We start from the raw sequence: 12779 nt of genomic DNA, 5'->3' as shown, positions 1-12779 counted from the left end.
GCTGTAGTAAAATTACGCAATTATTTTTTATCTCTTGAGTGTGAGGTTGTCGCAATGTCGGTTTCTAAAAAACCTATGGTACTGGTGATTCTGGATGGCTACGGCTATCGCGAAGACAGCCAGGATAACGCCATTTTTAGTGCTAAAACCCCGGTAATGGATGCGCTGTGGGCAAAACGTCCGCATACCCTGATTGATGCGTCCGGTCTGGAAGTCGGCCTGCCCGATCGCCAGATGGGCAACTCCGAAGTGGGTCACGTCAACCTGGGCGCGGGCCGTATCGTGTATCAGGACCTTACCCGTCTGGACGTTGAAATCAAAGAACGTACTTTCTTCGCTAACCCGGTGCTGACCGATGCGGTCGACCAGGCAAAAAATGCCGGGAAAGCGGTACACATCATGGGTCTGCTCTCTGCTGGCGGCGTTCACAGCCACGAAGATCACATCATGGCGATGGTAGAAATGGCCGCTGAACGCGGCGCTGATAAAATCTATCTGCACGCTTTCCTTGATGGTCGTGATACTCCGCCGCGCAGCGCTGAACATTCACTGCAGAAATTCGAAGAGAAATTTGCCGCGCTGGGCAAAGGCCGCGTAGCGTCCATCATCGGTCGTTACTACGCTATGGACCGCGACAACCGTTGGGATCGCGTTGAACAGGCTTACGATCTGATGACGCTGGCGAAGGGCGAGTTCCAGTTCGCTACGGCGGTTGAAGGTCTGCAGGCTGCTTATGCCCGCGACGAAAACGACGAATTCGTTAAAGCCACCGTGATCCGTGCCGAAGGTCAGGCAGATGCTGCTATGGAAGATGGCGATACGCTGATTTTCATGAACTTCCGTGCTGACCGTGCGCGTGAAATCACCCGTGCGTTTGTTAACGCTGATTTCGACGGCTTCGCCCGTAAGAAAGTCGTTAACCTCAACTTTGTGATGCTGACCGAATACGCGGCAGACATCAAAACTGCGGTTGCTTACCCACCAGCATCTCTGGCCAACACCTTTGGTGAGTGGATGGCGAAGAACGAAAAAACGCAGCTGCGTATTTCCGAAACTGAAAAATATGCGCACGTGACCTTCTTCTTCAACGGCGGCGTAGAAGAGCCGTTCAAAGGCGAAGACCGCATCCTGATCAACTCTCCGAAAGTTGCGACCTACGATCTGCAACCGGAAATGAGCTCTGCTGAACTGACCGAGAAGCTGGTTGCAGCGATTGAGAGCGGTAAATACGACACCATCATTTGTAACTACCCGAACGGCGACATGGTTGGTCACACCGGGGTGATGGAAGCAGCGGTTAAAGCGGTTGAAGCGCTGGATCACTGCGTTGAGCAGGTGACTAAAGCGGTTGAGTCCGTTGGCGGCCAGTTGCTGATCACCGCAGACCACGGTAACGCAGAGCAGATGCGCGATCCGTCCACCGGTCAGGCACATACTGCACATACCAACCTGCCCGTTCCGCTGATTTATGTCGGTGGTAAGAACGTCAAAGCAGTCGAAGGCGGCAAACTTTCTGATATCGCCCCGACGATGCTGACGCTGATGGGTATGGAAATCCCGCAAGAGATGACTGGTAAGCCGCTGTTCATCGTGGAATAATCCCTCCCCATGAGGGGAAAGGCGATTAATACCATCACTCGGGCCGTGAAACCGCGTAAGTTTTCAGTCAGGCCCTTGTTCTACGCCAGCGCGCTTAGCGCTGGCGTATTGCTGTGCGCCTTTTCCGCCCACGCGGACGAACGCGACCAGCTCAAATCTATTCAGGCCGATATCGCGGCAAAAGAACGCGCGGTACGCCAACAGCAACAACAACGTTCCACTCTCCTCGCTCAGCTTAAAGCTCAGGAACAAGCCATCGCCGTTGCCGCAAGGCAGTTACGCGAAACGCAGAACTCACTGGCACAGCTGAACGCGCAAATCGCAGAGATGAACGCAGCACTCGCGAAGCTGGAAAAGCAACGAGCAGCGCAAGAGCGCAGTCTGGCAGCCCAGTTAGACGCCGCGTTTCGCCAGGGTGAACACACCGGTATTCAGCTCATCCTTAGCGGCGAAGAAAGCCAGCGCGGACAGCGCCTGCAAGCCTATTTCGGCTACCTGAACCAGGCGAGGCAAGAAACTATCGCGCAGCTGAAACAAACCCGCGAAGAGGTCGACTCGCAAAAAGCCGAGCTGGAAGATAAGCAAAGCGAACAGCAGACGCTACTGTACGAACAGCGCGCTCAGCAGGCTAAGCTGGAACAGGCACGTAACGAACGCCAGAAAACACTTTCGAGTCTGGAATCATCGATTCAACAGGGTCAGCAGCAGCTAGGCGAAATGCGCGCCAACGAATCGCGCCTGCGCAACAGCATTGCTCGCGCCGAAGCCGCAGCCAAAGCACGCGCGGAACGTGAAGCCCGCGAGGCGCAGGCCGTACGCGATAAGCAACAGGATGCATCACGGAAAGGCTCAACCTACAAACCGACCGAAAGTGAAAAATCTCTGATGTCACGTACCGGCGGTTTGGGTTCGCCACGCGGCCAGGCATTCTGGCCCGTTCGGGGTCCAACCCTACATCGTTATGGCGAACAACTGCAGGGTGAGCTACGTTGGAAGGGGATGGTTATTGGCGCATCCGAAGGCACCGAAGTTAAAGCCATTGCCGATGGTCGCGTCATTCTGGCGGACTGGTTGCAGGGCTATGGCCTGGTGGTCGTCGTTGAGCACGGTAAAGGCGATATGAGCCTGTACGGTTATAACCAGAGCGCACTGGTCAGCGTCGGTACGCAGGTTCGCGCCGGGCAGCCTATAGCACTAGTGGGTAGCAGCGGCGGTCAGGGCAGGCCGGCACTCTATTTCGAAATTCGTCGCCAGGGTCAGGCGGTCAATCCACAGCCGTGGTTGGGAAGATAAGTTTTGCCACAACAATTTCGTCGTCTACTACTCTCTCTCGCCAGCCTGCTGGCCTTCGCAACACCTGTTTTTGCTGGCAAACTCGCCATCGTCATTGATGATTTCGGCTATCGCCCACACACTGAAAACCAGGTACTGGCGATGCCTTCTACCATCTCCGTTGCCGTTCTGCCTAACGCCCCACATGCGCGTGAAATGGCAATCAAAGCGCATAACAGCGGGCATGAAGTCTTAATCCATCTGCCAATGGCACCGCTGAGCAAGCAGCCGTTAGAGAAAGATACTTTACGCCCTGAAATGAGCAGCGAAGAGATTGAGCGAATTATTCGCGACGCGGTAAGCAAAGTACCGAATGCGGTCGGTCTGAACAACCATATGGGCAGCGCGATGACCTCCAGCCTGTTTGGCATGCAGAAGGTGATGCAGGCGCTGGAACGCTACGATCTCTACTTCCTGGACAGCATGACCATTGGTAACAGCCAGGCAATGCGCGCAGCGTCAGGAACCGGCGTGAGGGTCATCAAACGCAAAGTCTTCCTTGATGACACGCAAAACGAAGCCGATATTCGCCGTCAGTTTAATCGTGCCGTCGAGCTGGCGCGCCGCAACGGTTCCGCAATCGCCATTGGCCATCCTCACCCGTCTACGGTTCGTGTCCTGCAACAGATGCTGTATAGCCTGCCAGCCGACATCACGTTGGTTCGCCCAAGCAGCCTGCTCAATGAACCGCAGGTGGATACCTCCAGACCAAACCTCACGCCACCGAAGAACGGTACACCTGATGCGCCGCGTAATCCTTTCCGCGGGGTGAAATTATGCAAACCGAAGCAGCCGTTAGAGCCAGTGTACGCCAGCCGCTTCTTCAGCGTGCTCGGCGAAAGCATTACCCAAAGCACGCTGATGCAGTATATGCGCCTGCAGTGGCAGGGCTGGCAATAATCAGTCTTTGCTATCCAGCGTTAAATGAGCCAGGCGGCGCGGCGTCAGTGCTTTATCGCGCCACTGGCTAAAGCGGATGGCCCACAACAGCACCTGATAACCCAGCTTAACGCTGCAAATATTGCTTACCATACGCTTGAACATACCCGACACGAATACTTCAGCAATCATGCGCTGGCGGATTTTCTCGTCTGGCTCTTTACGTATGCAATGACAAACGCGTAGCGCTTCGTAAATCACCTGCTGTTTGAATTCCGGGTAAATGGGAATACGCCCGGCGTAGTCGTGATTCATCTTATCCAGCAGACGGGTAATTTTGATGTAGTGGCGCTGGTAAGCGAGATTTTTCAGCCCGGTGCGCGGCAGACGGCTAACAGATGCGCCGTGCAGGAAGTATTTATACAAAGGGATTTCCGTGTAACGCGCGCGCTTCGCATTAAACATAAACTCCGTCGTCCAGATAATATCCTGGTGATGCAGGCCAGACAGGAAGGTCAGCCCCGCGTCGCGGATAGTCTGATGACGATAAACGCCCATCCAGACAACGTGTCGCCAACGGCGGCTGGCTAACGCTTTGCGTAACCAGTCTGGCCCGGTCATCACGCCGGTAGAACGAATACGATCGGTAGGAATGGATGCCCATGTGTGGCCCGTCTCGGCAATACACCAGTCAGCGTTGCACTGCGCAACATCCAGGTTGTCTTTCAGCGCCATAGTCATCAGCGTTTCATACATTTCCGGGTAGGCAATATCATCGCCGTCTACGTACGCGATGTACTCCCCCCTGGCGACTTTCATACCGGTATTGCGCGCCGCAGAAACGCCCCCATTGCGCTGGTGCAGCAGATGAACGTGCGGATAACGATCCGCATAAGACTGAGCAAGCTCCGCAGAGTTATCCGTAGAGCCATCATTAACAATGATGATCTCCAGGTTCTTCCAGGTTTGCGCAATCAGCGAATCCATACACGCAATGAACGGTTCACCCGTGTTGTAAAGCGGCATAATGACGCTCAGGAGACCAGGGATATAGGTCATATCAAATCCAGCCAGGCAATAGAGTAATCGGCACTTTTTAGCATATTAAGCGGTAGATTTTCAGAAAAAATTATTAATTCTTTAGCGGAAAATGCGCCGGGCGGGAGAGATTGTGCAGGCAAAGAACGCCCCGGATGATTAATGATAATCAACATCCGGGGACAACACACAGAATCCACAGGGTGGATACGGTTAATCCCAGCTCAGGATCACTTTCCCTGACTGGCCTGAACGCATCGCGTCAAAGCCCTGCTGGAATTCATCGATAGAGAATCGATGGGTGATGATCGGCGACAAATCCAGACCAGACTGGATCAGTGCAGCCATTTTGTACCATGTCTCAAACATCTCACGACCGTAGATACCTTTAATAAACAGTCCTTTAAAGATAACTTTGGTCCAGTCGATGGACATATCAGATGGCGGAATACCCAGCATAGCAATACGGCCACCGTGATTCATGGTGTCCAGCATAGCGCGAAACGCTGGCGGCGCCCCGGACATCTCCAGGCCCACATCAAACCCCTCGGTCATACCCAGTTCAGCCATCACGTCGGTCAGATTCTCTTTCGATACGTTGACCGCGCGAGTGATACCCATTTTGCGCGCCAGCTCAAGGCGATACTCATTAACGTCGGTGATCACCACGTGGCGTGCGCCAACGTGCTTCGCGACCGCCGCCGCCATAATACCGATTGGACCCGCACCGGACACCAGTACATCTTCCCCAACCAGATCGAACGACAGCGCCGTGTGCACTGCATTACCGAACGGATCGAAGATAGACGCCAGGTCGTCGGAGATATTGTCCGGGATTTTAAATGCGTTAAATGCCGGGATCACCAGGTACTCCGCAAAGCAGCCCGGACGGTTTACACCGACACCGGTCGTATTGCGGCACAGGTGAGTACGTCCACCGCGGCAGTTACGGCAATGTCCGCAGGTGATATGACCCTCACCAGAAACACGATCGCCGATTTTAAAGCCTTTAACTTCCTGGCCGATGCCAACAACTTCGCCGACATATTCATGCCCAACGACCATCGGTACTGGGATGGTTTTTTGCGACCATTCATCCCAGTTATAAATGTGAACGTCAGTCCCGCAGATGGCTGTTTTACGGATTTTAATCAGCAAATCGTTATGACCGACTTCCGGTTCAGGAACGTCAGTCATCCAAATGCCCTCTTCCGCTTTCAGTTTGGATAACGCTTTCATTTCACATCCTCAGGCAATAACGCCCAGTTGTTTACCAATGCGTGTGAACGCCTCAACAGCACGCGTAATCTGCTCAGGGGTATGCGCCGCAGACATCTGGGTACGGATACGCGCCTGGCCTTTTGGAACCACCGGATAGAAGAATCCGGTAACGTAAATCCCCTCTTTTTGCAGCTCGCGGGCGAACGCCTGCGCCACTACTGCATCACCCAACATCACCGGGATGATCGCGTGATCGGCACCGGCCAGAGTAAAGCCAGCGGCAGACATTTGCTCGCGGAACTGACGTGCGTTCGCCCACAGGCGGTCGCGCAGGTCGCTGCCAGCCTCAACCATTTCCAGCACTTTAATGGAGGCCGCAACAATCGCTGGCGCCAGTGAGTTGGAGAACAAATAAGGACGGGAACGCTGACGCAGCCACTCAACAACTTCTTTGCGCGCTGCGGTGTAACCACCGGATGCGCCGCCGAGTGCTTTACCCAGCGTACCGGTGATGATGTCCACGAGACCCATCACGTCACAGTATTCATGGGAGCCACGACCATTTTCGCCGACAAAACCGACGGCATGGGAATCATCAACCATGACCAGCGCGTCGTATTTATCCGCCAGATCGCAAACGCCTTTCAGGTTAGCGATCACACCATCCATAGAGAACACGCCATCAGTGGCGATCAGGATATGACGAGCGCCCGCTTCACGTGCTTCTTTCAGGCGAGCTTCCAGTTCCACCATATCGTTGTTGGCGTAACGGAAACGTTTTGCTTTACACAGACGAACGCCATCAATGATAGAAGCGTGGTTCAGGGCATCGGAAATAATTGCGTCTTCTGCGCCCAGCAGCGTTTCAAACAGGCCGCCATTGGCGTCGAAGCAGGAAGAGTAAAGGATGGCATCTTCCATACCGAGGAATGCCGCCAGTTTTTGCTCCAGTTGCTTATGGCTATCCTGGGTACCGCAAATAAAGCGAACCGAAGCCATACCAAATCCGTGAGAATCCATACCCGCTTTTGCCGCTGCAATCAGCTCCGGGTGGTTGGCCAGTCCCAGATAGTTGTTCGCACAAAAGTTAATAACGTGGCTTCCGTCCGCCACGGTGATATCCGCCTGCTGGGCAGATGTAATAATGCGCTCTTCTTTAAACAATCCTTCCGCACGTGCGGTGTCGAGATCGTTGGTTAACTGTTTGTAAAAATCCCCACGCATTTCAATTCTCCAGACTGGGCAAATTTCAGCACATATTACCCAAAGCTATACTTTGATACGAGATGACGCATCATCACTTCTTCAAAATGAAGCATAAATCACGTGTACCCGCACGGCTTATCGGTGAATGGCTGAAGCCTGAGCCATGTAGTGATATGATAGAAAGTATTCGTGTCTGAGATTGTCTCTGACTCCATAATTCGAAGGTTACATTTATGATCATCGTTACCGGCGGCGCGGGCTTTATCGGCAGCAACATCGTTAAGTCCCTGAATGATAAAGGCATCACCGACATCCTGGTGGTGGACAACCTGAAAGACGGCACCAAGTTTGTTAACCTGGTGGATCTGAATATTGCTGACTACATGGACAAGGAAGACTTCCTAATCCAGATTATGGCCGGGGAAGATTTCGGCGATATCGAAGCGATTTTCCACGAAGGCGCATGCTCTTCCACCACCGAGTGGGACGGCAAGTATATGATGGATAACAACTATCAATACTCCAAAGAGCTACTGCACTACTGCCTGGAGCGTGAAATCCCGTTCCTGTACGCATCCTCTGCCGCCACCTATGGCGGTCGCACTTCTGATTTCATCGAATCCCGTGAATATGAGAAACCGCTGAACGTCTATGGCTACTCAAAATTCCTGTTCGACGAGTACGTGCGTCAGATCCTGCCAGAAGCCAACTCACAGATTGTTGGCTTCCGCTATTTCAACGTCTACGGACCGCGTGAAGGCCACAAAGGCAGCATGGCAAGCGTTGCTTTCCACCTCAATACCCAGCTTAACAATGGCGAAACACCAAAACTGTTCGAAGGCAGCGAAAACTTCAAACGTGATTTCGTTTATGTTGGCGATGTGGCTGCGGTAAACCTGTGGTTCCTGGAAAACGGGGTATCAGGCATCTTTAACCTCGGTACCGGTCGCGCAGAATCTTTCCAGGCCGTTGCTGACGCAACGCTGGCGTACCACAAAAAAGGCAGCATTGAGTACATTCCATTCCCGGAAAAACTGAAAGGCCGCTACCAGGCGTTTACTCAGGCAGACCTGACCAACCTGCGCGCCGCGGGCTATGACAAGCCGTTTAAGACCGTTGCTGAAGGCGTAACGGAATATATGGCCTGGCTGAACCGCGACGCATAAGGCAGGCAATCTATGAGGATTCTGGTGGTTGGCCCGTCATGGGTGGGCGACATGATGATGTCGCAAAGTCTCTATCGCACGCTCAAGGCGCGCTATCCCCAGGCGATAATCGACGTGATGGCACCTGCATGGTGCCGTCCGCTGCTGTCGCGGATGCCGGAAGTCAATGAAGCGATCGCGATGCCGCTTGGGCATGGCGCTCTGGAAATTGGCGAACGGCGTAAGCTCGGTCATAGCCTGCGTGAGAAGCGCTATGACCGCGCTTATGTGCTGCCTAACTCGTTTAAATCCGCGCTGGTGCCCTTTTTTGCAGGTATTCCACATCGTACCGGTTGGCGTGGTGAAATGCGCTACGGCCTGCTCAACGATGCGCGCGTGCTGGATAAAGACGCATGGCCGCTGATGGTCGAACGCTATGTGGCCCTGGCCTACGATAAAGGCGTCATGCTGTCGGCTAAAGATTTGCCGCAACCTCTGCTGTGGCCACAGTTGCAGGTCAGCGAAGGTGAAAAGTCTCTGACCTGTAGCCAGTTCTCCCTTTCTGCCGAACGCCCCATCATCGGTTTTTGCCCGGGTGCGGAATTTGGTCCGGCGAAACGCTGGCCACACTACCATTATGCTGAACTGGCAAAACAGCTGATCGACGAAGGTCATCAGATTGTGCTGTTTGGCTCGGCAAAAGATCATGAAGCTGGAAATGAAATCCTGGCAACGTTAAGCGTTGAGCAGCAGGCCTGGTGTCGTAATCTGGCGGGCGAAACGCAGCTGGAGCAGGCTGTTATTCTGCTTGCCGCCTGCAAAGCGGTCGTCACCAACGACTCTGGATTAATGCACGTTGCCGCAGCGTTGAATCGACCTCTGGTAGCGTTGTATGGCCCAAGTAGTCCGGACTTTACCCCGCCGTTGTCGCACAAAGCGCGGGTCATTCGTCTGATTACGGGCTATCACAAAGTGCGCAAGGGCGATGCGGCAGAAGGCTATCACCAAAGCCTGATTGACATCACACCCCGGCGTGTACTGGAAGAACTCAACGACCTGTTGTTACAAGAGGAAGCCTGACGGATGCGGGTTCTGATCGTTAAAACGTCGTCTATGGGCGATGTACTGCATACGTTGCCCGCATTAACCGATGCGCAGCAGGCTATTCCGGGTATTCAATTTGATTGGGTGGTGGAAGAAGGATTCGCGCAGATCCCTTCCTGGCATGCAGCCGTTGACCGGGTCATCCCAGTGGCGATTCGCCGCTGGCGTAAAGCCTGGTTTTCAGCGCCGATTAAAGCCGAGCGTAAAGCGTTTCGCGATGCGGTACGTTTGCAGCAGTATGACGCGATAATTGATGCGCAGGGTCTGGTTAAAAGTGCGGCGTTGGTGACGCGTCTGGCACGTGGCGTCAAGCATGGTATGGACTGGAGTACGGCCCGCGAGCCGCTGGCTAGCCTGTTTTATAATCGCAAACATCACATTGCTAAACAGCAGCATGCGGTAGAACGTACGCGTGAATTGTTCGCCAAAAGTCTGGGATATGCCAAACCGCAATCGCAGGGTGATTACGCTATCGCTCAGCATTTTGTGAATGAATGTAATGCTGATACAGGCCAATATGCCGTATTTCTGCATGCCACAACACGTGATGATAAGCACTGGCCAGAAGCCAACTGGCGGGAGCTGATTGGGCTGTTAAATAATACGGGCATCCGTATTAAACTCCCCTGGGGCGCCCCTCATGAAGAAGAGCGCGCCAAAAGGCTGGCGGAAGGTTTTCCTTACGTCGATGTCCTGCCGCGGATGAGTCTGGAAGAGGTTGCTCGCATCCTGGCGGGAGCAAAATTTGTGGTGTCGGTTGATACAGGTCTCAGCCATTTAACCGCCGCATTGGATCGCCCGAATATTACGTTGTATGGCCCAACGGATCCCGGACTGATTGGGGGATATGGGAAGAATCAATATACACAGCAGAGCCATTCCGGAAAATTGCAGGATCTGGACGCAAGCTTAGTCAACGTATCGCTAATTGATAATAATTTGCTTTAACTTTAAGAGACGAACCATGCTTCGCCAACACATGTTTTCTCGTTTTGTTTGTAGTATAAAAAATAATCCATTCGATTTTATATACGTCTTATTTTATGCTGGGATCCTGGTAACTCTTGCGATGGTGCTGGTCAATCCAGATGAAGCGCTGAAGGTATTTATTTTCTCCACGGCTCTGTCTCTGCCGCTCATAGGAAAAAATATAAAGCATGTGTGCAGTAACAAACAAAATCTGGTTTTGCCTGTTATGTTGCTGCTCTTTGGTTTACTCCAGATTATTTGGGTAGAAGTATTTAAACAATCTGGCTCAGCCTTTACCGGTGCCTATCGTTCATACCAGAACGGTGGCAAAGTGATGATTTTTGCCGCACTGGTTATGACAGCTCTGGCAACGCGAGAGCCGTGTGCTAACAAAACTCGCATTACCAGTCTCTGGACGATCCTTACAGCATTGGGTTTATATCTTTTCGCGGGCTACGAGGCCGCCGGAGCACCAGATATTATGACCTACCGTGTTGCTCTCGGTTTTGAACATCCAACCGGAGCGGCTTACGGCCTGACATTTATCGCTTTGTTAGCATCACAGGCCATCCTTAATCTGCGACTAAAACACACTGTTTCACTCTATCTTTTGCATTTTTTGCTCTCCCTTGCCGTCATGGTTACGACACAGACCCGAGCGGCCATTCTGATCTATCCAATCCTGAGTATTGGGTTGTTTTTCATGCACTACCGACATAATCGCAGAATGTTATTAAGAGCATTGCTAGCCTTCGTTATACTCGGCGGTTTGGCAACTATTCCGTTAAAATCGGTTATTGAGGTGCGTTACCAGAATCTGATGGCCGACTTGCATTCTTACAGCCAGAATAACAGTAATACATCAATTGGTGCGCGATTTGCGATGCAACAGGTCGGTATTGAAGCAGGAAACGCACACCTCTGGGGGCAATCGCTTGAACAACGAGATGCAGAAATCAAAGCGTTCGCATTGCAAAATGTCACAATGCAAGGGGCTCTCGCCTATGTGGACGTCCACCTGCATAACGAAATAGTTGATACCTTCTCGCTGAAAGGCATCCCTGGTGTTGTTGTGCTACTCTTGCTCTATACTGCCATGTTTTTAATAGCTTACTGGCAACGTAGTCCTCTGTTGTTCGTCGTCTCAGGCGCTATCGCTGTCTACGGCTTGAGTGATTTATTATTGTATGCCAAAGGTGAAGCCCTGAGCAGCGTACTGGCGTTATGTGTAGCAGCAGTACTGAGCTCGAATCCAACAAGAGAACGATGCCATGGTTAACACTTCCGGTTATTTACTGAGCATTATTATACCTACATACAACAACGCTGAACTCATCACAGCGACGTTGGCGTCTATACATCAGAGCATCACCGATGATGTAGAAGTAATAATTGTTAATGATGGCTCTACGGATTTAACCGAAGAGCGTATAAATGCGTTTTACCGCGAAAAAGATTGCCATAATGTTAAATATATAAGCCAAAAAAATCAGGGCGTTGCAATCACTCGTAACGTTGGGCTTGCCCATGCGACAGGGAAATATATTGGCTTTGTAGACAGTGATGATATTGTCTGCGCAGATTATTTCACAATTCTCCTGCCTAAGTTAAGAGACGAAAAATATGACATTATCGAATTTAACTTAACTCGAGATATAAACAATTTGTATAAAAACGCGCCGGAAATGGAAAACAACATTGCCCAGCGCGAAATAATATTATCAGATGACAATTACGCCCCTCTGTTACCAACATTCAAGGCTGGGCAATGGCATCTGATGACAAAAATCTTTCACCGCAATATCATTGGTAGCGATAAGTTCGAGGAACATCATCGCTACGAAGACGTGATTTTTTGCCCATTCCAGTATTTTAAATGCCATAAGATTCTAAAAATCGAGAATAAGCTATATTACTACCGAGTAAATGATAAAAGCATTACCGAGAACATTATTGACAGTGATGCGGATAGTATCTTTTTTGCTATGCGCAAAATGTATAACTATATAAATAAAAATAGCGCAAAACGTACTGTTGCCACACTTATGATCATCAACTGTTTTTTGGAAGGACGTAAACTGTTACGCAAGAAAAAAGGTTATTATCGCTACAGCGAAAGTATGCTGAATGACATTCAGAATGCACTAGCATGCTGCGATACGAAAATCGTCAAGAAAAAAATAATTCTTAAGATGAAATTTCCCCATATTGATCGTTCTATTTCTGAAATAAGATATAAAACAATATCTGCTTTTAAGAACTTATTTTTTCGAAAGGGATTTTAAC

General features: G+C 51.3%; 11 protein-coding genes. 8 read left to right on the top strand and 3 right to left on the bottom strand.

Going from position 1 to position 12779, the window contains the following annotated elements; all coding sequences use genetic code 11:
• Positions 1–54 precede the first annotated feature (54 nt).
• The 3 genes from gpmM to OGV74_RS01975 are packed head-to-tail and all read left to right on the top strand — an operon-like array spanning position 55 to position 3831.
• Positions 55–1599: a 2,3-bisphosphoglycerate-independent phosphoglycerate mutase gene (gene gpmM / locus OGV74_RS01985; RefSeq protein WP_032950516.1), complete on the top strand. Its 1545-nt coding sequence runs from the start codon at positions 55–57 to the stop codon at positions 1597–1599.
• Between the two features lie 33 nt (positions 1600–1632).
• Entirely contained in the window at positions 1633–2892 is a 1260-nt protein-coding gene (gene envC, locus OGV74_RS01980) for a murein hydrolase activator EnvC (RefSeq protein WP_229235822.1), read from the top strand.
• Positions 2893–2895: 3 nt separating this feature from the next.
• Positions 2896–3831 (top strand): divergent polysaccharide deacetylase family protein, encoded by a 936-nt coding sequence (locus OGV74_RS01975; protein WP_086504676.1) that lies wholly within the window; start codon positions 2896–2898, stop codon positions 3829–3831.
• Here the strand turns inward: OGV74_RS01975 and OGV74_RS01970 are convergent, their stop codons facing one another.
• From OGV74_RS01970 to kbl, 3 genes are all read right to left on the bottom strand, one after another.
• Complete coding sequence (locus OGV74_RS01970; RefSeq protein ID WP_003844540.1) at positions 3832–4869, bottom strand: glycosyltransferase; 1038 nt, start codon at positions 4867–4869, stop codon at positions 3832–3834.
• 192 nt (positions 4870–5061) lie between these two features.
• Positions 5062–6087 (bottom strand): L-threonine 3-dehydrogenase, encoded by a 1026-nt coding sequence (tdh, locus tag OGV74_RS01965; protein ID WP_003024132.1) that lies wholly within the window; start codon positions 6085–6087, stop codon positions 5062–5064.
• Positions 6088–6096: 9 nt separating this feature from the next.
• Complete coding sequence (kbl, locus tag OGV74_RS01960) at positions 6097–7293, bottom strand: glycine C-acetyltransferase (protein ID WP_286520224.1); 1197 nt, start codon at positions 7291–7293, stop codon at positions 6097–6099.
• Positions 7294–7508: 215 nt separating this feature from the next.
• Between kbl and rfaD the strand changes: the two genes are divergently transcribed.
• Genes rfaD through OGV74_RS01935 form a run of 5 tightly spaced genes read left to right on the top strand, consistent with a single transcriptional unit; the run spans position 7509 to position 12778 of the window.
• On the top strand, positions 7509–8441 hold the full coding sequence (gene rfaD, locus OGV74_RS01955) for an ADP-glyceromanno-heptose 6-epimerase (RefSeq protein ID WP_003827312.1): 933 nt from the start codon (positions 7509–7511) through the stop codon (positions 8439–8441).
• 12 nt (positions 8442–8453) lie between these two features.
• Complete coding sequence (gene rfaF, locus OGV74_RS01950) at positions 8454–9500, top strand: ADP-heptose--LPS heptosyltransferase RfaF (protein WP_071667600.1); 1047 nt, start codon at positions 8454–8456, stop codon at positions 9498–9500.
• 3 nt (positions 9501–9503) lie between these two features.
• The gene (rfaC, locus tag OGV74_RS01945) at positions 9504–10472 is read left to right on the top strand and encodes a lipopolysaccharide heptosyltransferase RfaC (protein ID WP_071667599.1); all 969 of its coding nucleotides are present in this window, start codon (positions 9504–9506) and stop codon (positions 10470–10472) included.
• Positions 10473–10488: 16 nt separating this feature from the next.
• Positions 10489–11772 (top strand): O-antigen ligase family protein, encoded by a 1284-nt coding sequence (locus OGV74_RS01940; RefSeq protein ID WP_234400784.1) that lies wholly within the window; start codon positions 10489–10491, stop codon positions 11770–11772.
• Positions 11765–12778 carry a glycosyltransferase family 2 protein gene (locus tag OGV74_RS01935; protein ID WP_071696644.1) on the top strand — a complete coding sequence of 338 codons (1014 nt, stop codon included), beginning with the start codon at positions 11765–11767 and terminating at the stop codon, positions 12776–12778. Before OGV74_RS01940 ends, OGV74_RS01935 begins: the two co-directional genes overlap by 8 nt.
• The last annotated feature ends 1 nt before the right edge of the window (position 12779 follow it).

Origin of the sequence: Citrobacter sp. Cf116 (genome assembly GCF_030336505.1) — a bacterium.
GTDB classification, from domain to species: domain Bacteria; phylum Pseudomonadota; class Gammaproteobacteria; order Enterobacterales; family Enterobacteriaceae; genus Citrobacter; species Citrobacter freundii.
The sequence above is the reverse complement of the archived record's forward strand: the minus strand, read 5'-3'. Positions and strand labels throughout refer to the sequence as shown.